The 22759-nt window shown below is 40.7% G+C and carries 18 protein-coding genes; 12 read left to right on the plus strand and 6 right to left on the minus strand.

Annotated elements, in window-relative coordinates; genetic code table 11:
* Window positions 1-10 precede the first annotated feature (10 nt).
* Complete coding sequence (locus PHC76_RS07345) at window positions 11-2857, minus strand: DUF748 domain-containing protein (protein ID WP_299970151.1); 2847 nt, start codon at window positions 2855-2857, stop codon at window positions 11-13.
* A 149-nt stretch (window positions 2858-3006) separates the two neighbouring features.
* On the opposite strand from PHC76_RS07345, the gene PHC76_RS07350 reads away from it, so the two are divergent.
* From PHC76_RS07350 to PHC76_RS07370, 5 genes are read left to right on the plus strand one after another with little or no spacing between them, the layout of a single operon-like run.
* A complete protein-coding gene (locus PHC76_RS07350) occupies window positions 3007-4026 on the plus strand; it encodes a ribonucleotide-diphosphate reductase subunit beta (protein WP_299970154.1) in 1020 nt (339 codons plus the stop codon).
* Complete coding sequence (locus tag PHC76_RS07355) at window positions 4016-4744, plus strand: carbon-nitrogen hydrolase family protein (protein WP_299970157.1); 729 nt, start codon at window positions 4016-4018, stop codon at window positions 4742-4744. The genes PHC76_RS07350 and PHC76_RS07355 overlap by 11 nt, the downstream gene beginning before the upstream one ends.
* Window positions 4741-5382: a protein-L-isoaspartate(D-aspartate) O-methyltransferase gene (locus PHC76_RS07360; RefSeq protein WP_299970159.1), complete on the plus strand. Its 642-nt coding sequence runs from the start codon at window positions 4741-4743 to the stop codon at window positions 5380-5382. Before PHC76_RS07355 ends, PHC76_RS07360 begins: the two co-directional genes overlap by 4 nt.
* Window positions 5379-6323: an RsmB/NOP family class I SAM-dependent RNA methyltransferase gene (locus tag PHC76_RS07365; RefSeq protein WP_299970162.1), complete on the plus strand. Its 945-nt coding sequence runs from the start codon at window positions 5379-5381 to the stop codon at window positions 6321-6323. Before PHC76_RS07360 ends, PHC76_RS07365 begins: the two co-directional genes overlap by 4 nt.
* Window positions 6320-6781: a low molecular weight protein-tyrosine-phosphatase gene (locus PHC76_RS07370; RefSeq protein ID WP_299970165.1), complete on the plus strand. Its 462-nt coding sequence runs from the start codon at window positions 6320-6322 to the stop codon at window positions 6779-6781. Before PHC76_RS07365 ends, PHC76_RS07370 begins: the two co-directional genes overlap by 4 nt.
* A 47-nt stretch (window positions 6782-6828) precedes the next feature.
* On the opposite strand, the gene PHC76_RS07375 is transcribed toward PHC76_RS07370, so the two are convergent.
* The 3 genes from PHC76_RS07375 to purB all read right to left on the minus strand — a co-directional run bounded on the left by PHC76_RS07375 (window position 6829) and on the right by purB (window position 10999).
* On the minus strand, window positions 6829-7200 hold the full coding sequence (locus PHC76_RS07375) for a hypothetical protein (protein ID WP_299970168.1): 372 nt from the start codon (window positions 7198-7200) through the stop codon (window positions 6829-6831).
* On the minus strand, window positions 7191-9557 hold the full coding sequence (locus PHC76_RS07380; protein ID WP_299970171.1) for a ribonucleoside-diphosphate reductase subunit alpha: 2367 nt from the start codon (window positions 9555-9557) through the stop codon (window positions 7191-7193). The genes PHC76_RS07375 and PHC76_RS07380 overlap by 10 nt, the downstream gene beginning before the upstream one ends.
* Window positions 9558-9670: 113 nt before the next feature.
* The gene (gene purB / locus PHC76_RS07385; protein WP_299970175.1) at window positions 9671-10999 is read right to left on the minus strand and encodes an adenylosuccinate lyase; all 1329 of its coding nucleotides are present in this window, start codon (window positions 10997-10999) and stop codon (window positions 9671-9673) included.
* A gap of 83 nt (window positions 11000-11082) precedes the next feature.
* On the opposite strand from purB, the gene PHC76_RS07390 reads away from it, so the two are divergent.
* On the plus strand, window positions 11083-11997 hold the full coding sequence (locus PHC76_RS07390; RefSeq protein WP_299970178.1) for an RluA family pseudouridine synthase: 915 nt from the start codon (window positions 11083-11085) through the stop codon (window positions 11995-11997).
* Between the two features lie 2 nt (window positions 11998-11999).
* Window positions 12000-12914, plus strand: a complete 915-nt coding sequence (locus tag PHC76_RS07395; RefSeq protein WP_299970181.1) for an RluA family pseudouridine synthase — start codon at window positions 12000-12002, stop codon at window positions 12912-12914.
* A gap of 131 nt (window positions 12915-13045) precedes the next feature.
* Here PHC76_RS07395 and PHC76_RS07400 read toward each other — a convergent pair whose 3' ends face one another.
* Complete coding sequence (locus PHC76_RS07400) at window positions 13046-14770, minus strand: lysophospholipid acyltransferase family protein (RefSeq protein WP_299970184.1); 1725 nt, start codon at window positions 14768-14770, stop codon at window positions 13046-13048.
* 503 nt (window positions 14771-15273) lie between these two features.
* Window positions 15274-15771, minus strand: a complete 498-nt coding sequence (ruvC, locus tag PHC76_RS07405) for a crossover junction endodeoxyribonuclease RuvC (protein WP_299970187.1) — start codon at window positions 15769-15771, stop codon at window positions 15274-15276.
* A 121-nt stretch (window positions 15772-15892) separates the two neighbouring features.
* Here ruvC and dnaA point away from each other — a divergent pair, with 121 nt between their 5' ends.
* From dnaA to queF, 5 genes are all read left to right on the plus strand, one after another.
* Window positions 15893-17227, plus strand: a complete 1335-nt coding sequence (dnaA, locus tag PHC76_RS07410) for a chromosomal replication initiator protein DnaA (RefSeq protein WP_299970190.1) — start codon at window positions 15893-15895, stop codon at window positions 17225-17227.
* A 190-nt stretch (window positions 17228-17417) separates the two neighbouring features.
* On the plus strand, window positions 17418-18485 hold the full coding sequence (gene dnaN / locus PHC76_RS07415; RefSeq protein ID WP_299970193.1) for a DNA polymerase III subunit beta: 1068 nt from the start codon (window positions 17418-17420) through the stop codon (window positions 18483-18485).
* A 178-nt stretch (window positions 18486-18663) separates the two neighbouring features.
* On the plus strand, window positions 18664-20979 hold the full coding sequence (gyrB, locus tag PHC76_RS07420) for a DNA topoisomerase (ATP-hydrolyzing) subunit B (RefSeq protein ID WP_299970196.1): 2316 nt from the start codon (window positions 18664-18666) through the stop codon (window positions 20977-20979).
* Window positions 20980-22377, plus strand: a complete 1398-nt coding sequence (locus tag PHC76_RS07425) for an EAL domain-containing protein (protein ID WP_299970200.1) — start codon at window positions 20980-20982, stop codon at window positions 22375-22377.
* A complete protein-coding gene (gene queF / locus PHC76_RS07430; RefSeq protein WP_299970203.1) occupies window positions 22374-22757 on the plus strand; it encodes a preQ(1) synthase in 384 nt (127 codons plus the stop codon). The genes PHC76_RS07425 and queF overlap by 4 nt, the downstream gene beginning before the upstream one ends.
* The last annotated feature ends 2 nt before the right edge of the window (window positions 22758-22759 follow it).

Consider the following 22759-nt stretch of genomic DNA (forward strand, 5'->3'; position numbering starts at 1 on the left):
CAGCCCTCTTTTATTGTACCGTTAACTCCAATCTCGAAGCGATCAGTTTATTTGCATCGGCTGCGGATTTTTCATTGCTAACCACACTAGCACGTCCGCTTAATGCAGGATTTTGCATCAAATAATTGACAACCGTTTGTGCACGTGCGGTTGCGAGGGCATCAAGTTCCGGAGGAGCAATAACCTGATGTACGATCAATTTTTCGAGCAACGCCGCACTATAGTGTTTCACATAAGCCCCCTCTTCAGTGTATTGCGTTTTCATTGCCATACGCAACGCCTTAAGCTCAGAAGGATCAAGAGTTTTTTCTGCCGTTGCTTCAAGATACTCCATACTCATAGCTTCACGTGAGGTTCTTGCCCCTTTATTACCCATAACCGATGCAATCAGCTTTTGGATACGCAATGCTCTATCATCTTCCATACTCTCCCAGCCTCCATGAATTTTGAGGAGTAATTTCGGACGTTTTTGCATAAGTGCTGTCAATTTATCTAATTTTTCGCGCTCAGGAGGTAACAATATCGCTTCACCGGCCTCAAAATTGACACTTGAGAGGCTATCATCTTCGCTATCAAGCCCCATCAATGATCCCATAAGCTTAAACGGTGAAGTAACTGCTTTGGTAAAAAGATTCCCGATCACTTGCCATACCACTTTGCCGTATTTAAAATCAGGGCTATTCACATCCCCCTCAATCGGCAAATCAATATCAATCACCCCCTCGGAATCTTCAAGCAATGCAACCACGAGACCTAATGGCCACGGTGAACCACCAGCCTTCTCTTCACCCAGTTCAATCTGCTTAATCAACACTTTATTTTTACCGTTTAGCTTCCCTTTGTTAATAACATACCCTAGGTTGAGGTAAAGCTTCCCGCCTACAATCTTATAGCCTAAAAATTCGAGCGAATACGGAGTGTATTGCTTGATATCCAAATTATCAAAATTCACGATGATATCGGTAAAATCTTTAGGGGCTTTTGTGTTAAGCTTTCCACTCACATGGGCCATCCCATATTGATCTACCCCACCGCTTAGTTTCACATAGGTGACAACATCTTTGGTGGTTGAAATCCCTAAAATCTCCCCATTAAGATAATGAATATAGGTTTTAAATAACAACGGCAAGGAGAGGTCACTAAAGGTTGCACTCCCATTATTGACAACAAATTTGATAATATCAACCCCAAATGGGTTTTTGGTTTGTTGCTTTGGTGTGTTTGACTCTTTTGATATTTTAGAGAGGGTTGAGAAATTGAGTGTTTTATTTGCATCAATCAGAGCATTTGCATACAATCCATTGACATCGAGCTGATTTATTTTGAGACGATTATCAGGGTATGCATAAACAAACGGTGTTACTCCGATATTTTGCCACCCCGCCAAAACACTTTGATCTCTCGAATCGTTGATGACCCAATCAGTTAGATCAAGCTTTCCTCTAACGGTGGTTTTATCTTTGTTATAGCTATACTCACCGGATATCCCAAACACTCCGCGTTTAATTGTTGCATACGTACTTGGCTCTATATAAGAATCAAATGCACTTACATCGAGTCCGCTAAGAGTAAAGTGGCCTGTGGAGATTAGCGCTTCTCTGATGATATCCCCTTGCAGGGTAAGCGAACTCTTCTCGTTGATACGGGTTGAGAGGGAAAAATTATTTTTATCGTGAGGATTGGAGGTAAAATTTAAAATCGAGAGATTAAGAGCATCGAGATTTACCGTCACACTATGCGAGGGAACTTCATCCACAAAACGAACCGCTCCTCTCTCCAAAGAGAGAGAACTCAGGAGATAACTCCACGGAGTTTTATCGGTATCGTTTTCATCATCTGGAAATGCTTTTTTGATCTCATCCGCATAGCGCACCCAATTGATTGATCCATCTTTTGCTCGTAAAGCACTTAAATCAATCCCCTCTAAGCGAACATCCTGCGCCTCTAAATACTTTCTAAGCGGCCATACATTTGCCCCCGAAACGGCTAATGAATCCAGTGAAAAAAGTTTCTCTTCTTTCTCTTTTGAGAGAATTCGAAGTTTTTTTACTCCGGCACTTACATTGGAGAGCTTTGTCCCGTTAAGATCGTTAGTGTTCAGTGAATAATCAAAAGAAAGATTCATTGTCCCATCCACCACCTCAATAGGCATTTTATCTTTAACATAACGCCATGGAGTAGATAGTTTTCCCGAAGCAAACACTACATTCCCGTGCATTGCAAAAGGTTTTAGTGAATCCATTTTCCCTTTTAAATCGATAAATCCGCCATCATTAATCGTCGCATACAGACGTGTTGCACCATGCGATACCGACATGTCTCGCAAATCGATATTTTCGAGATGAAACCCAAAATTATCAATACTTTCATGATAATTTTTCCCCTTACTAATGTCACTGTATTTGACCACCCCTCCTTTGAGTGTAAAATTTTTCACCAATAGCGAGAGCGGTTTTGATTCTTCTTTGGTCGTGTTATCCTCTTTAATAAGCCAACCGAAATTCATTTGTCCCGCATGATCTTTTGCAACCGATACTCGGGGTCCTTCAACATGGATATCTTCCACTACCAATGTCTGCTTCCAAAGATAATCAAGTGGATCTAAATTAATAGAAAATTGGTTGAAGGCAACAAAATCTCCATTCGCAGGTGTTTTAAAAGAGAGATTATGAAGATCGAGCTCAAAAAGAAAAGGATTAAACGCTGCCGATTCGATATGCAACCGTCCCCCTTGAGTTGCCTCAGAAACTTTTTTGGGAACAATGTGAGTTATAACATAAGGGACACCCAAAAAACCGGCTACAATATATGCTAAAAAAAGCCCTCCCGCAATTTTCAATCCTAATAATTTACCCATAATAGCTCCCATCTCTTTGTTATCTGGGATTGTAGCACAGATGAAAAAAGAGAAAAACTAATTATTATCTTCTTACCCTAAACCTAAGAGAACTTTGAGGCATGCAAAGGCATAATAAGCAACTTACATCTTGAACACTGGATTGCCACATGAACCGCAAGAAAATCTATAATCCATCTTCTACTGAACACGTGAATGATCGGCGTATTTTCGGCGGAAATCCAACCGGTATCTTTGAACTTAATAATATCAAATACCAATGGGCATACAACCTGTGGGAGATGATGCTTAACAACACATGGTTCCCCAAAGAGGTCGATATGACCCGCGATGCAGTAGACTACAAATACCTCACTGAGATGGAAAAAACAGCGTACGACAAAGCCCTCTCTCAGCTCATTTTCATGGATTCATTGCAAACCAATAACCTCATCGATAATGTCAATCCCTATGTCACTGCACCGGAAATTAACCTCATTTTGGTACGCCAAAGTTTTGAAGAGGCACTCCATTCTCAAAGCTACGCGGTTATGGTCGATTCGATCAGCCAAAATTCTGAAGAGATTTACGATTTATGGCGTCGTGACATGATGCTCAAAACCAAAAACGACTCTATCGCCGCCCGCTATGAAGAGCTCGCCGATGATCCGAGCGAAAGCGCGTTTGTCAAAGCCTGTTTCGCCAACCAAATCTTAGAGGGGATCTATTTTTACAGCGGATTTACCTATATCTATACCTTGGCACGTTCAGGCAAAATGCTAGGCTCTGCACAAATGATCCGTTTTATTCAACGCGATGAAGTTACCCACCTCGTATTATTCCAAAACATCATCAACACCCTTCGTCGTGAACGCCCCGATCTCTTCAGTGAAAAGCTGATTGAAGAGGTTTACGATATGTTCCGTAAAGCAGTCGAACTCGAAACTGCATGGGGTCAATACATTACCCAAGGGCAAATTCTTGGGTTAACCAACGAAATCGTCTCCCAATACATCCAATACCTCGCTGATGAGCGTCTCCATGCCGTTGGGCTTAAAAAGATCTATAATGTCGCCAATCCGATCAAATGGGTCGATGATTTCTCTAAATTCAACGATCAAAAAACCAACTTCTTCGAAGGCACCGTCACCAACTACTCCAAAGGAAGTCTGAGTTTTGATGACTTCTAAACCTCTCGTCTCGCTATGCCTCTCTACTGAGGAAAATTTCGAAAACAATCTTACCCGCCTCATCCTCCACATCGTCCAATCCCCCGAGGATGCCATCATTGTCGCCCCTGAAGTGTGTTTGAGCGGTTTTTGTTATGATCGTTTTGAAGAGGCGGCGGCGTTTACCCCTTACGCCCTTGATAAACTTTTGGGCTTTCTCGGCAATCGACTCCTCATCTTTAGTGCGATTACCAAACTCGGAGACGATTTTTACAACATTGCCTATGCCCTCACCGATTCACGCGTCGTACACGCCCAATCCAAAGCCAAGCTCTTCACCCTCGGTGCAGAACACGAACACTTTAGCGCAGGTGAGAGCTCAAATATTTCCCCTTTTCTCTACAACGGCTTGCGTATCGGAATCCTCCTATGCTTTGAACTTCGCTTTAAAGAGCTTTGGCAACAATTAGAGGGGTGCGATATCATCGCTATCCCTGCCCAATGGGGAAAAATTCGGGGTGAACACTTTGTCACCCTCACCAATGCCCTCGCCGTCTTAAATCAATGCTATGTCATCGCAAGCGATGCCGCCAACGAAGATACGAGTGCCATGAGCGGTATTATCAACCCCTTCGGGCATGAAGTACGCAACAATGGTATGGAGTCTCTCACCTCCCACTACGAAGAGCGCACTCTCCAATCGATGCGACGATATCTCAACACAGGGATCGGTCAATGATCGACAAAGTAACCATCATCAAAACCTCCCGTATGGCGGAAGAAATTTCCAAAAAATATCCCCTTCGCCCTACCATCAAAGAGGCGATTATCCATACCAATCGCGAAGAGTTTGTCCCCCTCGCCATGCGCCACAACGCTTACCGTCTCGATGCCCTCCCTATCGGTGCACAACAATACATCTCTTCCCCTCTCACGGTCGCTAAAATGACCCAATACCTTAGCCCTGAGGGGTGTGATAGTGTATTGGAAATCGGATGCGGGAGCGGGTATCAAGCCGCCGTCCTCTCTCAAATTTTCCGTCGTGTCTTTACGATAGAGCGAATCGAATCGTTGCTGATCGAGGCAAAAGAGCGGTTTCGTCACCTCCGTCTCGGCAACATCCACACCCGCACCGATGATGGTCAAAACGGTTGGGAGCAATACGCGCCGTTTGATCGGATCCTTTTCTCTGCATCCGCACGGACAATCCCTCAAAAACTCTTCAACCAATTACGCGAAGGGGGAATCCTCATCGCCCCTATGGAGAGAGGACGGGAGCAAGTAATCACCCGCTTTACCAAACAAGGGGGGAAAATTCACGAAGATGCTCTTGAGGTGTGTGATTTCGTCCCCATCCTCGATGGAGTTGTCCGTTGAGCCTCCCCGAAGCATTTGTAGAGCGTTTAGAAAAGATTGTTCCACGTGAACATTTTGATGCTATTCTCCGCACCTTTGATGCCCCCAAACAAGTCACCTTTCGGACCAATCCCCTCAAAACAACCCCTGAAGAACTCGAAGCCGAACTGCATGATGCCCATATCACCTATGAAAAAATAGAGTGGGAACTCTTATCAGGGGTCTATCGTATCTCCCCTGAGGACAAACTCCGCCTCACCCAAACACCCGCCTTCTACGAAGGGCGTCTCTATATCCAAAACCTCTCCTCGATGGTCGCCCCGCTCTTACTCGCCCCCGAGCCTGAAGAGACCGTTCTCGACCTCGCCGCCGCACCGGGAGGGAAAACCCTTATTCTCGCGGGGATGATGGAGAACACCGGATGGCTCTCTGCCGTAGAACTTCAGCGAGAGCGTTTTTTTCGCCTCTGTGACAACCTCAAACACCAAGGGGTCACCAACGCCCACACCTACATGACCGATGGACGCAGTGTGGGGAAAAAATGCCCTCTGATGTTTGATCGCATCTTACTCGATGCCCCATGCTCCTCCGAAGCACGCTTTAAAACCCATGAACCCAAATCGATGAGCTATTGGAGCGTCCATAAGGTCAAAGATACCTCCAAACTCCAACGTCGTTTGCTCCTCTCCGCCTTCGATGCCCTCAAACCGGGAGGCAAATTACTCTACAGCACTTGCTCATTCTCCCCAGAAGAGAACGAAAGCCCCCTCCAGCACCTTTTAGAGCGCCATGGAGCGCATTTAAAGACCATACCCCTCACATTACCCTTCGATAACATCCAAAAGCCTCTGAGCCGCTGGGGAAAAGAGATTTACGATGAACGGATACAAAACGGTGTCCGCATTTTACCGACCGATACGATTGATGGATTTTTTATCTGTTTGTTGGAGAAACTTGCGTGAACTCCATCCTCTTCGTCTGTCTCGGTAATATCTGTCGTTCACCCATCGCCGAGGGGGTAGCACGCAAACGCCTAGAAGAGCTAAATCACGATATTATCGTTGACTCAGCGGGGACTGGGAGCTGGCACGTCGGTGAAGCACCGTGTAAACACTCCGTAAAGGTAGCACAAAACCACGCTGTCGATATTTCAAACCTTCGTGCCCGTCAGGTGAAAAAAGCCGATTTTAGCGCCTTTGATCTCATCGTCGCATTGGATCAGAGTAATTACCGTGATCTTAAAGCGTTAGGGTGTCAGAATTTGGTTAAATTAGGCGATTACGGGTTCGAGGGGGCGGATGTCCCCGATCCATTCTTTTTTGATGGATTTGAGGGGTTTGAGCACGTTTATGCGATGATTGAGAGTTGTGTGGATAGATTACTGAGTTCTGTTTGTGGTGACACTATTTCGTCATCCTGAACTTGATTCAGGATCTCTTAGATTGCGGATCGAGTCCGCAATGACACCTACCCGCTAAACGGTAATTCTTCGTATCCGAGCGACGTACCCAAAATATAAAATGGGGCTTCACCTTCTCGTCCGCTATAACCACCGATGGCAAGGGCACACCCTTCGTTGTCAATACTAACACTGATCCCCTCACGCATATCGAGCATCTCTAACACGTTATCACTCACTAGCTTCGCATCACGCACGCCGTCGATACGAAACGCCACATCAATCCAATCGTATCCCCGTGCAATATCTTGAGCACTAAGCTGAACTTCGATAGAGCTAGAGGATAGTGCAGATACAGAGCGCACTTCACCATAACGGGCGTTATCGATGCGTGATAACAACGCGCTTAACGTTTGAGCGGTTAGAGGCTTTATTGGCACCCTTCACACTCCACAGAGCGATCTGCCGTATCTTCTTTGGCTTCGGGAGATTGAGATCGGAGATAATAGGTCGATTTGAGACCCAATTTCCACGCAAGCATATAAATCTCATTGAGGTACTTACCGCTCGCTTTATCGAGAGTGATAAAGATATTGAGACTTTGCCCTTGATCGATCCATTTTTGACGAATCGCCGCCGCTTTGATTAAGATCGTTTGATCGAGATCATATGCAGGGGTGTAATATCCCCACGTATCAGGGCTGAGTTTTGGTGCAACGACCGGAATAAGCCCTGAGAGATTCTCTTCAAACCATTTGCGTTTGAAAACAGGTTCGATAGTTTGGGTCGTCCCTGTGAGGATAGAGATCGAAGATGTCGGTGCTATCGCCATCAGATAACCATTACGCATCCCTTGTTTTTTGATGGTTTCACGTAGCTCATTCCAATCGTAACTTGACGCAAACAATCCGCCGCGATCCACGAGGTTTTGTACCTCTGCCGTTGCATGATCCATCGGTAGGACTCCGCGACTCCATTTAGAGCCTTCGAACTCTGCGTAAGAGCCTTTTTCGAGGGCGATATCACTGGATGCTTTAATCGCGTTATAACTCACCGATTCCATCACTTCGTCCACTTTGTCGAAATGCGCTTGGCTTCCCCACAAAATTTTGTTTTCCGCAAGCATTTGAGCTTCACCCATAACACCCAAACCGATAGCACGACTACGCATATTCGTCCGTTTTACTTTTTCGAGTGGATAAAAGTTCAAATCGATAACGTTATCGAGGGCGCGTATCGCTACAGGGACGATACGATCGATATCTTCTTTGGTGTTGATACGTGAGAGGTTTACGGAGGCGAGATTACATACTGCCGTCGCACCGTCTACTTTCTCTTTTTCCACTATATAGACTGGAATCCCCCCCAATGAGTCAAGTGCGGTCACTTTGTTCGCCGGTTTTTCGATTCCGCTATCGACGATAACAAGTTCATCTTCTTCGAAAGTGACAAACGTCCCATCTTCAAATTTGATTTTAATCAGATAATGATTCGGTTGGGTATTTTGGAAAATCTCGGTACACAAATTTGAGCTACGGATAATACCGAAATGGTCATTCGGGTTAGCACGGTTAGCGCTGTCTTTGAAACACAAGAACGGGCTTCCCGATTCGAAATAACTGGTGAGGATTTTTTTCCACAAATCTTTCGCTTTGGTGTGCTCTTTGATAATGCTGGCATCTTGTTCTAACTCAAGATAACGTTTCTCAAACTCTGCACCGTGAAGCTCCGTGAGATCTTTCACATCAAATGGATCGAACATCGTCCAGATACCATCTTCCACTACACGCTTCATAAAGATATCGTTGATCCACAAAGCAGGGAACAAATCGTGAGCACGTCGGCGCTCTTCGCCGGAGTTTTTCTTAATATCGAGGAAATCTTTAACGTCCATGTGCCACGGCTCTAAATAGACCGCTATCGCCCCTTTACGAGTACCTAGCTGATCGACGGCAATCGCGATGTCGTTGGTGATTTTCAAGAACGGTACCGTTCCCCCCGCCGCATTTTTATGCCCATCGATGAAGGATCCCATCGCACGAACGCGGGTCCAATCCCATCCGATACCGCCACCGAATTTAGAGAGCAATGCCATCTCTTTGTAACCATCGAAAATACCTTCGATATTATCAGGAGATGAACCAATATAACACGAACTAAGCTGATGACGTGTGGTACGGGCATTTGAGAGCGTCGGAGTTGCAAGCATCACTTCAAATTTAGAAATCATGTTGTAAAACTTAATAGCCCACCCTTCACGATCTTTCTCATTTTGTGCCAAGAACATCGCTATCGCCATAAACATATGCTGTGGAAGCTCTATCGGATCACCGTTGCGATCTTTAATCAAATAGCGATCATAAAGTGTTTTAACTCCAAGATAGTTGAATTCCAAATCGCGATCAGGGACAATATGTTTTTCCAATACACCAAGATCATATTTCTCTTTTAACCCGAGGAGGATTCTCCCCTCTGCTTCACCACGCTCAAAGTAACTTTTGAGGCTACCATAACCGGTAAATCCGTTTACACGGTGATACAAATCGTACAAAAAGAGACGTGAAGCAACAAACGTCCAGTTTGGAGAGTCGATATCGATCTTATCGACCGCTGTTTTAATCAACGTGTGTTGAATCTCATTACTGGTAATCCCATCACGAAACTGGATTTGTGCATCCACTTCCAATTCGCTTTGAGAAACGTTTATCAGTCCATCAACTGCGGCAAAAGTATACTTTTGGATTTTAGAGATATCGAGTGGCTCACGACGGCCGTTACGTTTGATAATGGTTAGCACTTGGTTGTCCTTAGGAATAGTGAGAGATGTATTATACACTCAAAATTTTAGAAATTTATAACTCATTTTCGCTCACTTTACCAAAGCAAATAGTGAGCCAATTTTATATTTACTTATTTAAAAACTCTCGCAAAAATCTTATCAACATTTTTGGTGTAGTAATCAAAGTTGAAACATTCACGAATTGCCTCTTCACTCAAAGAGTTACGAAGTTCGTCATCCGCCAATAAATATTGGAGATACAAACTCTCCCCTTTTTCATTTGTCGCACTGTTACCTTGTTGCAACCCTTCCCATACTTTCATCGCGTTGCGTTGAACGATACGGTACGCATCTTCACGGCTCACCCCTTTGAGAGGTAATTCGAGTAAAACACGTTGTGAGAAAACCAAACCACCTGTGAGGTTGAGATTACGCATCATGTTCTCAGGATAAACGACGAGGTTAGCGATAACACTGTTAAAACGGTGAAGCATAAAATCAGATGTGACAAAACTGTCCGGCAACCAAAAACGCTCAGTAGAGCTGTGAGAAATATCGCGCTCATGCCATAACGCCACGTTTTCCATCGCTGGGATAACATAAGCACGAACCATACGGGCTAACCCTGTGATATTTTCGGTCAAGATTGGATTACGTTTGTGAGGCATTGCTGATGAGCCTTTTTGCCCTTTTGCGAAAAACTCTTCACACTCATACACTTCGGTACGTTGCCAATGGCGTACTTGTACCGCAAATTTCTCGATTGAACTTGCTAACAATGCTAATGCCGAAGCGAGACGCGCATAACGGTCACGTTGAATAACTTGGTTAGACGCAGGGGCAGGTTTGAGACCTAATGCTTCACACGCATACTCTTCGAGTTCTAACGGTGCGTGAGCAAAGTTACCCATCGCCCCTGAGACTTGACCGACGCAGATCACTTCCATCGTTTGTTCCAAGTTTGTCAAATGACGAGCCATCTCATCGTACCAAACTGCCAACACCAAACCAAACGTAATCGGCTCACCATGAATACCATGACTACGTCCGACGAGCAATGTCATCTTATGCTCTTCCGCTCTCGCCTTGATTGAAGCCATCACCATTTTTACGTCTTCGATAATCAATGCCAACGAATCACGCATTTGCAAAGCGACAGCAGTATCAACCGTATCTGAACTAGTCATCCCATAATGAAACCAGCGACTCTCTTCTCCGAGGGTTTCAGAAACCGATGTAGTGAATGCTATCAAATCATGACGAGTGATCGCTTCGATCTCATCGATTCGCTCAACAGAAAATCCTGCATTCTTAACAATCTTCTCTGCATCTTCATCGGGGATAAGACCCAATTTATTCCACGCAACGACAACCGCTTTTTCAACATCCAACCATGCTTGATATTTTGCTTGGATACTCCATTTGGATTTCATCTCTTCTCTGGCGTAACGATCTACCATATCTGCTTCCTTACTATGCTAAAATTGCACATTCTATTATTGTTGTTTATAGTCTATCCTACCCTCCCTAAAAAGGAATTAAATTGCCATTTATCACTAAAAAGCTCCATGCCCCTACTCGTCAAAAAGCATTCCGATTTTTGATGCAAGAGTTAGGGATTACCCAAAGCGAAGCGCAACGTTTAATCGCTAAAGGTCGTTTGTCTCAAAACGGAGAAGTGATGGCAAACAATGCAGGCTTCATCGAGGGCTCTTTTGATTTCATCTGTTTTGAACCGATGACATTAGGGTTAGAACCCACTTTTGTAGAAGAAGATTTTGTCGCTTATGATAAGCCCAGTGGTCTTTTGGTTCATCCTCAAAATCGTCACACCCCCTACTCTCTTAACGATGAGATTAAACACCGTTTCGGTCATGATGCAAACATTACCCACCGTATCGATCAAGAGACAAGCGGTTTGGTTTTAGCCGCACGCAATAAAATTAGCGAACGAGCTTTGAAAATGATGTTTGAAGATCGTCATATTACAAAATCATATCTTGCAATGGTAAGGGGAAATTTGAGTGAACCCCTCGATATTCAAGAGCCATTATTACGTCGAGAAGATGAGAGTTCTATCGTGCGGATGACGGTACGTGTTCATCCTGAGGGGAAACCCTCTCGTACCTTTATTACTCCGTTGCAATACTTCCCTGATAGGGATGTCACTCTTGTCGAAGCTTCACCTTATACTGGGCGACAACATCAAATACGGGTTCATTTGTTTCACGTGAAACATCCGATTATCGGTGACCCTATTTATGGTCAGGATGAAAACAATGCCGTCCGCTTTTTGGATCGAGAACTATCCTCTGAAGAGCGTTTTTCAAATACTGGTGCTTCGCGTCTTTTACTCCACGCACAATCACTTAGGTTCATTTACAATGAAATCCCTTTTCATATTGTCTCAAAAGAGGATTTTATTTCTCATTGTTTTGAAGCAATGAAGAGAAAATAACTATGCCCTTCATCACTAAAAAACTCTACTCATCCACTCGTCAAATGGCACTGAACTTTTTAATGGAAGAGCTAGGTCTATCACGAAGTGAAGGACAACGTCTTATTGCCCGAGGTAGATTATCTCAAAATGGAATCGTTATGGACGATCAATTCGGGTTTATTGAAGGTGAGTGTGAGTTCATCTGTTTTCAGCCGTTATCGCGTGGATTCAAACCGATGTTTGTCACTAACGACTTTGTAGTCTATGACAAACCCAGCGGTTTGAGTGTACATCCCCATAGCCGCCTCTCCCCCTATACACTGAATGATGAAATCAAACATGAGTTTGGTGATGACGCTAACGCAACCCACCGTATCGATCAAGAGACGAGTGGATTGGTTTTAGTTTCTCGACATAAAAAAAGTGAAACTGTTTTAAAAAAGTTATTCTCTGAACGTCTCATTTCCAAACGCTACCTTGCTATGGTAAGAGGTCATGTAAAAGATATTATTGATATTCAAGAGCCTCTGTTTCGACATGATCATCCCAATCTTTTGATCAGCATGGTTGTCAAAGTGAATCCTAAAGGGAAACCCTCACACACTATTATCAAACCGCTTCGATACTTTCCTGAGCACGATATGACCCTTGTAGAAGCTTCACCGCTTACAGGTCGCACCCATCAAATTCGGGTTCATTTGTTTCACGTGAAACATCCAATCATCGGTGATCCAGTCTATGGACCGGATGAAAAAGAGGTTATAAGGTTTATACAAAAAGAGTTATTACCTGAGGAGCGATTGAGAATCGGAGGGTCAACACGTTTATTACTTCACGCACATTCGCTTGAGTTTGAGTATGAAAATAAGAGATATAACATCATTTCAAATAAGGATTTTGTACAAGAGTGTTTTGAAGCGATGGGTAAATGTTAAATAAATATGCCCTCACACCACACCAAGAGCAAGGTCGCGTGCAGTAGTGCACAAGCGTACCGCCAGCGTTCTGGTGTGAGGGCGATTTTCTTTTGCTACTTTTCTTATTAAAAAGAAAAGTAGATATAAAACTATGCTACATCATTCATATAACGTTTCCGTTTTTCCTCTTTTATCTTTCGGATATCTACCACAATATACCCATCAATACAGTTATTAAAATCAACATCAATCCCAAAATCCATAAACTCTACACCCCCTTCTTCACACAACTCCGTATATTGTTTATAAAGAGTTGGAACACTAACATCAAAACTTTTGAGGTAGTTTTTCAAACGTTTAAAATCTTCAGTGTAATCATCACCTTTGAAAAAAGTTGAGAATTCTGATTCAACAAATTCTGATAATCTGTATGGAGAGTACGCTTTTACCAAAGTGTGTTCACTACCAAAATAATGAGAATAAAAATAGACCAATGCATTTTGAGCATTTTTAGGAAAATTGCCCGATATGCTTACAGGACCAATCATATATTTGATATGGGGATTATGACTCAGATAAGCACCTATCCCTTGCCATAAATAATCGAGCGCCCTACTCCCCCAATATTTCGGTTGAACAAAACTACGCCCTAATTCAATCGCGTCTTCGAGTACATTATCAAAATCAGAATTCATATCACACAGCTCGTTGAGGTATAACCCCTCACGACCCAACCATGATAATATCCATCCACACTCACCGATACGATACGCACCGACTACTTCAAGCTCATCATCATCCCACAATACTAAATGGTGATAATAACGGTCATATCCATCCACATCACATGATTTACCACTACCCTCACCTACTTTACGAAATGAGTATTCTCGCAAGCGACCAATCTCATTAATAAGATTTGGCGCTTTATCATGCTCTACTAAAAAGATTTGTTTGTTATCACTCGTTGTCCCTAAACGTTCTGCTTCTTTGAGTTCATGACGAATTTCTTGTCTGGATACCGGATGTACAATAGAAGACTCTGTCGGATAAATCCCCTTTTTACCTTTGGATAAACGGAACAGATGTTTACGAAACATCCGCGCATGATGTTTATCAGACATCACAGAATCGTTCAAAGCTCTAGGAGAGACTAATTCCCCTACTTTAAACTCAAAAACGCGATTACGCGCTGCAAACATCTCATGAGAGAGTAAAAGTGTCCCTAGAGGCTTATAGAGCCACGAAAGAGCATAAAAGAGTGAACTGTTCCGCCCTTTGATATAAATCGGTAATACTGGCGTTCCGTGTCTTTTGGCAAATTTTACAAATCCCCCTTTCCATGCTGTCTCTTTCAATCCTAAAAATCCTGCACGAGATACTTCACCGCTTGGAAAAAAGATAACAACCTCTTCTGCTTGGAGCGCATTATCAATTTGACGTAATGCTTGTTTCGAAACTTTGTCATTCATATTATCAACACTAATTAAAAACTCTTTGAGTTGAGGAATAGCCGAGAGCATTTTATTGGCAACTATTTTTACTTTTTTATCTTGTCGTACACTGCACACCATTTGTATCAATGTTAAAGCATCTAATGCACCTAATGGATGATTGGCAACAATAATAACTTTTCCGATAGCCGGAATATTTTCTATCTCTCGATGAATTACTTTGTACGAAACATTTAAATGTTCCAGTGCCGCATCAATAAATTTTAGTCCACTTTTTGTCTCATGTTGTTGCATAAAATGGTTAATCGAATTTTCATGTAAAACGACACGTGATAATCCGACAATAGATTTAGAAATAATAGTGGGGAGTTTAAAAAGTGATGGATGCTCTTTTTTGAGCAAGATTTCAACATTTACCATTTGGTATAACCTTTAGAGTCATAAGATATGGCATGTTAAAATAAGTTAATTTCGATTCTATTACACAGCGATTACTGAATGATTACAGCCCTATTTAAAATGAAAAATGTGAATAACTTTTTATAACATCTACTTAATCAAAACTGAAGTGAATAATTATTTTTACAATTGCCTTGAAAGCCCATAGAATAGGGGTTTAAAGCCTTTTTTATAATGTTGTGATTCAGGATATATTTATATAAAAAATTTCTGAATCTAAAAAAAATAGTCTGCAATATATGAGATAAATTTTATCTTTTATTCACATCTCACTCACAGTGTGAATATTACACATTTAGTGAAAAAATTAACATTTTTTGAGAATTTCAAATAATTTTAAGGGAGATTTTTACAATAGTCAATTTTTTATTAATTCATTATGCAACTCAAAAATATTAAGAGTCTCTAAGACTCTTTCGATACACTTCTAATCAAACGGTCTCCCTGGTGTGTTGACCGTTTTTTTACCTTTTTCTACTTTGTTGATTTAACTCTAATTTTACACGTTGAGCATGCGTTATAGCTACCGCCATAGCATCGGTTATATCGAGCGGTTTTATCTCTTTCGTTATCCCTAAAATTTGTTTAACCATAAACGCCACCTGCTCTTTTGCCGCTTTGGCTTTTCCCGTTAACGCTTTTTTTACCTGCAATGCCGTGTATTCTGCAAATTCACCGTGTTCTTGCAAAAGTTTGAGCATAATGGCTCCCCGAAATTGTGCGAGCTTTAATACTGTTTTTGGATTATGGGCATAAAAGATATCTTCCATTGCTACTTCATGAATAGTATGTGCTTTAAAAAGTTGTTCTATCGCTTCAACAACTTGCGGAATTTGGTGCTGTAATCCCTCACTCTTTATTTTAATGAGTCCTGCTTCAATCAATACTATTTTTTGTCCCTCAATTTTAAGAAGTGCGTAACCACAGTTACGTGTCCCTGGATCAATTCCCAAAATAACCATTAGTATCCTTACAAAAACTTATTCACATGTGTGAATCAAACTATTCACATTAAATTTAATCCCTAATTATAGGCAAATATTGGTATTATTCCTCAATGTTATTCACATCATGGGAAATTGTATGAACTCAATCGGCGCAACCGTTTTACAAATGTTAAAAAATGAGATTAATGAAGTTGATTACCAACGTTATATTAAACAACTCACCTTCAATAGTGAAGACTCTAAAAGTAATCTCGCGATTTACAATGCCCCTAACCCCCTTATCGCCAATTGGATACAAACCAAATACGCCGATAAAATTTCTCATCTTTTTGAGATAAAAACTGGGGTAAAACCTATCGTCTCTATCTGTGTTAAAAATACTAAATCGGATAAATCATCCACCACATCCCAACCCCTACAACAACATTCCGGTGAAAAACCGCCCGTTGCCCTTCTCAACCCCTCTTACACCTTTAATAACTTTGTTGTGGGAGGCTCTAATAATTTCGCGTTTGTAGCGGCTAAAAATGTGAGTGAAAAACCGGGTATCGTCTACAATCCCCTCTTTATCTACGGTGGGGTAGGATTGGGTAAAACCCACCTTATGCAAGCGGTCGGTAATGTGATGCTCTCTCAGGGGAAAACGGTTATTTACACCTCTGTTGAGCAGTTTCTTAACGATTTTAGCCGCCATTTGAGCAACCGTACAATGGATCGTTTTAAAGATAAATACCGTAAATGCGACCTCCTCCTTATCGATGATATCCAGTTTCTAAGCGGTAAAAATCAAATTCAAGAGGAATTTTTTCACACCTTTGAAGCACTCCGTAATGAAAATAAGCAAATCATTATTACCTCCGATAAACACCCTAAAAAAATCGGTGGTCTCGAAGAACGTCTTAAAAGCCGTTTTGAATGGGGTCTTGTTGCCGATATTCAACCCCCAGAATTAGAAACCAAAATTGAGATTATCAAGAAAAAATGTGAAATTAACCGTGTAAAACTCGATCGTGAAGTGATCAATTACGTCGCAACGATTATCGAAAATAATACCCGTGAAATCGAGGGGATACTTTCCAAACTCAATGCCTATTCACAACTCATGGGTGTAGATATTAACATCGAATTCGCACGTAACGTCCTCAAAGAACAGCTTGCTGAAAAACGGCTCAATATCACCATCGATACCATCATGGATATTGTCTCTAAAGAGCTCAACGTAAAACCAAGCGAAATCCGCTCAAAAAGCCGTAATAGCAACATCGTCTATGCACGCCGCATCGCTATTTATCTCTCCCGAAATCTCACTCCAAACTCCATGCCTCAACTTGCTCACTATTTTGGAATGAAAGATCACACCGCCGTCAGTCATACAATGAAAAAGATTCAAGAAATCATGAAAAATGATGAAGATTTCAAAATAAAAGTAGACGAACTCGCCAATAAAATTTCCTCAATGACCAATGAATAAAATTGGTGTTGTATTGGGATTTCAAAAAGGCTATAATTCGTAGGGGTGAATAGATGTGAATGAAATAAACCTCATTCATCACTTTAACACCCCCCTGTAATCAGAGGGTAAATGGGGTTTTTCACACATTCACACCCCCTTATTACTACTATTACAATTTTAATCTATAAATAATATAAGGAGATACGTTATGAAAATGACCATTGATAAATCGGTTTTAGAAAATATCTTACTTCATCTTCAACCTTTTTTAGAGAAAAAAGATACTTCCCAAATCACTTCACATATTTATCTTAGTACCGATGGACGAACCTTTGTTGCTAAAGCTACTGATTATGAAATCGGACTTACCCTTCAAACCCATGCTCATAGTGTTGAAGAACCTGGATCTATTACCGCTAACGGTAAAAAGCTTCTCGATATTATCCGTATTTTAAAAGATGAAGAGGTAGAACTAGAGCTTATCAAAGAGAATCTCCACATTCGTCAAAAGCGTTCTAACTTCAAACTACCAACCTATAAAAGTAGTGAATTTCCAACATTTCCAACAACCGAAAACAAACCCAATATTACAATTGATTCACAAGTACTTATAGAATCATTGAAAAAAATCACACCTGCTGCTGATACTAACAATCCTAAGTTTGAACTCAACGGTGCATTAATCGATATAAAAACAAATCAAATCAATTTTGTAGCAACCGATACTAGACGACTTGCTCTTGTTCACATCGATAACCAAAGTGAAGAAGAACTCTCTATTATTGTCCCTAAAAAAGCAATTATTGAGATTCAAAAACTTTCTCTCTCTAATATTGAGATTTATTACGACAATACCCATTTGATTATCAAATCAGAAAATTCCCTTTTCTTTACAAAACTTATCAATGGTAAATTTCCCGATTACACCCGAATTATCCCAAAAGAGTGTAGTAAAACAATTGTATTGCCAAAAGCTCTTATCATCTCGGCAATCAAGCAAATCACCACTATCTCCAATGATTTGAAACTCACTTTTAATAGCGATTCTATTTTATTTGAAAGTTTGAGTGACGATAATATTGAAGCAAAAACCTCTATTGAAATCGATAATGGATTTAATACCCCTTTTATATTGGCAATCAACAGCCGTTATATTTTGGACTTTTTAGGACAAGTAAACAGTAATGATTTTACCCTAGAAGCTAATGAATCCAATCAACCCTTTGTGATAAAAGATCAAAATTTTAAAACTATCGTTATGCCGATTGTTATCTAAAAAAACCTTGTTATTTCGTACGTAATGCGGAATCTATTTATATTTTTAAATCTCGTGTCGTAGCCCTAAAGGATTCCCTTCGGTCACACGGGATGACACTATCTAATTCATAAAATCTCCTTTTTAACTTATTTACGCTAAAATAAAGCCATTAAACACGCAAAACGCGGGAGAAACTATGGAAAACTACGGTGCCAGCAATATTAAAGTCCTAAAAGGTCTCGAAGCCGTCCGAAAACGTCCGGGGATGTATATCGGTGATACCGGTCATCGTGGGCTTCACCATCTTATCTACGAAGTAGTTGATAACTCTATCGATGAAGCTATGGCAGGACATTGTGACACTATAAATGTAACATTGACGAAAAACGGAACTGCTGTTATCAGTGATAATGGACGGGGTATTCCGACCGATTTGCATCCAACAGAGGGAATATCTGCCGCAACGGTTGTTTTAACCGTTCTTCATGCCGGAGGAAAATTCGATAAGGATACTTATAAAGTCTCAGGCGGTTTGCACGGAGTAGGGGTATCGGTTGTTAATGCCCTTTCTGCTGATTTGAAAATGACTATTCACCGTGAAGGTCAAATATTTGAGCAAGATTTCAAATGCGGTATTCCGCAAGAGCCTTTAGCGGTTATCGGCACAACACGTAAAAAAGGGACAACGATTGAGTTTTCTCCAGATCCTTCTATTTTTACCGAAACCGTTACCTTTGAATACGAATATCTTGCAAAACGATTTAAAGAACTAGCCTACCTAAACCCTCGTATTACTATCAAGTTTAAAGATGAGCGTAACGGTGCTGATAATACCTACCATTTCGAAGGTGGTATTACACAGTTTGTTACCGATATGAATAAAAAAGCGGTAGTAGCAACACCATATGAATTCAATGAAAAAATCGAAGATATCGAGATGGATATTGCGATTATGTATAATGAAACGTATGATGAAAAAAGCTATACATTCGTTAATAATATCAATACCCCTAACGGCGGAACACATGAAGCGGGTTTTCGTGCAGGACTCACTCGTGTTATCTCTAACTACAATAAACAAAACGGTAACGCCAAAGAGAAAGATGTTCCGCTTAGTGGTGAAGATGTTGCGGAGGGGTTAATTTGTGTTGTCTCTGTTCGTGTACCGGAACCACAATTTGAAGGACAAACCAAAGGAAAACTTGGAAATACCTACGTTCGTCCATTAGTTCAAAAAGTAACCTATGAAAAACTGACCAAATATTTCGAAGAAAACCCAATCCAAGCCAAAGCAATTGTCCAAAAAGCATTGATGGCGGCACGCGGGAGAGAAGCTGCTAAAAAAGCACGTGAACTTACACGTCGTAAAGATGCGATGACAGTAGGAACCTTGCCTGGTAAACTTGCCGACTGTCAAAGTAAAGACCCATCAATCAGCGAACTTTATCTGGTGGAAGGGGATTCTGCGGGGGGTTCGGCGAAACAAGGACGCGACCGTGTTTTCCAAGCGATTTTACCTCTCAAAGGTAAAATTTTAAATGTTGAAAAAGCACGTTTGGACAAAATCCTAAAATCTGAAGAGATCACCAATATGATTACCGCGCTTGGATGCGGAATCGGCGAAGAGTTCAACGAAGATAAACTCCGTTACCACAAAATTATCATTATGACCGATGCCGACGTCGACGGTAGTCATATTCAAACGCTTTTGTTGACCTTCTTTTTCCGATATCTTCCGAAAATCGTTGAGAACGGCTATCTCTATCTCGCACAACCCCCGTTGTACCGTTACAAAAAAGGGAAAAAAGAGATCTACTTTAAAGATGATCGCGTTATGAACGCCTTTTTGATTGAAAACGGGATTGAAGCATTAGAGACTGAAGAACTCAATATCGGTGTGAATGATTTAGTATCTTTCTTTAAAATGGTAGATCATTATCGCAGTACCCTTGATGCATTAGAGCGTCGTTATGCACTCGTTGATTTGATCCGTTATTTCATTGAAAACCCAGATATTATTGGTCTATCATTGAACGACATGTATACCCCTGTAGAGAAATTTTTAACCGCTCAAGGGTATAACATTTTAAGTAAAAGTGTCAGTGATAATGATATGCACCTTTTTGTTCAAACCAAAGGGGGATTAGAAGAACTTCACGTCAATGATGATTTATTTGCATCTCCTCATTTTGCCGAAGCAAATTTTATTTTCCGCAAAATTCAAGATTGGAATTTACCTCTGAAAGGTGATTTGCTTGAATTATTGACATCAGTAACCGATTATGCAAAAAAAGGTTCTTATATCCAACGCTATAAAGGTCTTGGGGAGATGAATCCTGAACAATTATGGGAGACAACTATGACTCCTGAAAATCGTGTGTTGCTCCGTATTACGGTTGATGATGCGGAATCAGCTAGCGAATCGTTTTCTCTCTTTATGGGGGATGATGTTGAACCGCGCCGTAACTACATCGAAACACACGCAAAAGACGTTAAACACCTCGATATCTAAATGGCATTTTATACTGATAAAAAAGAGCGTTCCCATCGGTTTGTCCTTGCACTCCGAATGGGATTGCCCATTTTTTTACTTAGTGTTGCTTCCTTTTTAATTCTCTTTTTACAGCCAAAAGCAGGTGTTTTATCACTAATATTTCTTGTTTTTATATTACTTGTTATTGCTGTTTATTTTATTTTTTTCCTAATTAATCAAAGTACTTATGAAAATATTACTGATTCAACAACCCATACCTTTACTCCCGAATACTTTTTTAAATTATTTAATAAATGGAATAAATATCAAACAATAACAATTGCGATGATTAGAATAACCAACCTTACCGGTATTAATGAAAAATACGGTGTTCGAAACGGAGATTCGATATTAGTTGAAGTGACACAAAAAATTAATAATTTTTTTATTTCTAAAGATATTAAAGTACTTCCTATTTGTCGCTATAAAGGGGGTGATTTTATCCTAATGTTTAAGGGTGAAAAAGAGAAATACAGCGCTATGATGGAACTTTTTTTAGCCAAATATCAAGAAAATATTATTAATGATATCGAGGTGACCTTAAATGGAATTTTACTCGATACTAAACATGTGAAAAAGATTGAAGAGATTATTACGCGGCTTTACGAAATACAATATGCATCTGATAATCGAGCATCTTTAATTGATGATAATGATATTATCCCAGAAGAGTTAGAAAAATCGGTTTTAAATGCGCTTGAACATCAATGCTATTCAGTTGCTTTGCAGTCTATGGTAAGCGATAATATGCCAATTGAAGAGGTTACTTTTAAGCTTATAGGTGAACATGGGAATTTTATTCATCAAAGTAGATTTATCCCCCTTTTGAACCGTATCGGTAAAATGTCTGAATATGAAAAACATCTCTTAGAAATAGTTGTCTCAATGGCTAAAAATTCTGATTGCAGTTATGCTCTTACCCTTACCGCTGCACGGCTACGTAACGGGTTATTTTTTCAGTATGCATTGGAATTATTACAATGTTATCCTGAGGCAAAAGGGAAAATCATCATTATTTTAGACGAAAAAGAGTATTCCCCTCAAATCAAACGGTTTCGTGAGCAGATAGCCCAATATCGCGCTGTAGGATATAAATTTGCACTGGATAATTATGGTGGGAATCATGTAAGTATGATGTATCTTAAAGAGTTTGATGTTGATTATGTCCGTTTTGATTCTCTTTATACACGTCATATCAAAGAAGAGAAGTACCAAAATATTATCCACGGATTAAATATTACTGCCCATTTATGTGGTGCATCAACGTGGATATTAATGGTTGAAGATGACCAAAGCGATAAAATTGCCTCACAGTTAAAAATCAATGTGAAGCAAGGCAATTTTTATGAAAAAATTAGATTGAAGGAAAAAGAATGAAATACGGCGAAGCGATAGTTGAAAATTTTGATATTGAAAAAGATTTTGAGATTTGGCCCAATGAGCATAAACGTGATTATGTGGTGAAAGTGACATTACCGGAATTTACCTGTCTTTGTCCTCGAAGCGGTTATCCCGATTTTGCAACTATTTATGTCGAATATACGCCGGACAAATGGGTTGCTGAATTAAAAGCAATCAAACTCTATATTAATTCGTTCAGAAACCGCCATATTTCGCACGAAAACAGTGCAAACGAGATTTACTCCGTGTTTGAGAAAAAAATCGCTCCTAAACGTTTAAAAGTGGTTGCAGACTATTATCCACGCGGTAATGTTCACACAGTGATTGAAATCGACAGCGAAAAAATGGGTAAATAAGA

This window comes from Sulfuricurvum sp. (assembly GCF_028710345.1).
GTDB lineage: Bacteria > Campylobacterota > Campylobacteria > Campylobacterales > Sulfurimonadaceae > Sulfuricurvum.

Coding starts and splice junctions, on each gene's coding strand:
- dnaN (WP_299970193.1), top strand. CDS start 17,418: ATGAAAATGACCATTGATAAATCGGTTTTAGAAAATATCTTACTTCAT.
- queF (WP_299970203.1), top strand. CDS start 22,374: ATGAAATACGGCGAAGCGATAGTTGAAAATTTTGATATTGAAAAAGAT.
- PHC76_RS07345 (WP_299970151.1), bottom strand. CDS start 2,857: ATGGGTAAATTATTAGGATTGAAAATTGCGGGAGGGCTTTTTTTAGCA.
- PHC76_RS07400 (WP_299970184.1), bottom strand. CDS start 14,770: ATGGTAAATGTTGAAATCTTGCTCAAAAAAGAGCATCCATCACTTTTT.
- gyrB (WP_299970196.1), top strand. CDS start 18,664: ATGGAAAACTACGGTGCCAGCAATATTAAAGTCCTAAAAGGTCTCGAA.
- PHC76_RS07350 (WP_299970154.1), top strand. CDS start 3,007: ATGAACCGCAAGAAAATCTATAATCCATCTTCTACTGAACACGTGAAT.
- PHC76_RS07360 (WP_299970159.1), top strand. CDS start 4,741: ATGATCGACAAAGTAACCATCATCAAAACCTCCCGTATGGCGGAAGAA.
- PHC76_RS07425 (WP_299970200.1), top strand. CDS start 20,980: ATGGCATTTTATACTGATAAAAAAGAGCGTTCCCATCGGTTTGTCCTT.
- dnaA (WP_299970190.1), top strand. CDS start 15,893: ATGAACTCAATCGGCGCAACCGTTTTACAAATGTTAAAAAATGAGATT.
- PHC76_RS07395 (WP_299970181.1), top strand. CDS start 12,000: ATGCCCTTCATCACTAAAAAACTCTACTCATCCACTCGTCAAATGGCA.
- ruvC (WP_299970187.1), bottom strand. CDS start 15,771: ATGGTTATTTTGGGAATTGATCCAGGGACACGTAACTGTGGTTACGCA.
- purB (WP_299970175.1), bottom strand. CDS start 10,999: ATGGTAGATCGTTACGCCAGAGAAGAGATGAAATCCAAATGGAGTATC.
- PHC76_RS07355 (WP_299970157.1), top strand. CDS start 4,016: ATGACTTCTAAACCTCTCGTCTCGCTATGCCTCTCTACTGAGGAAAAT.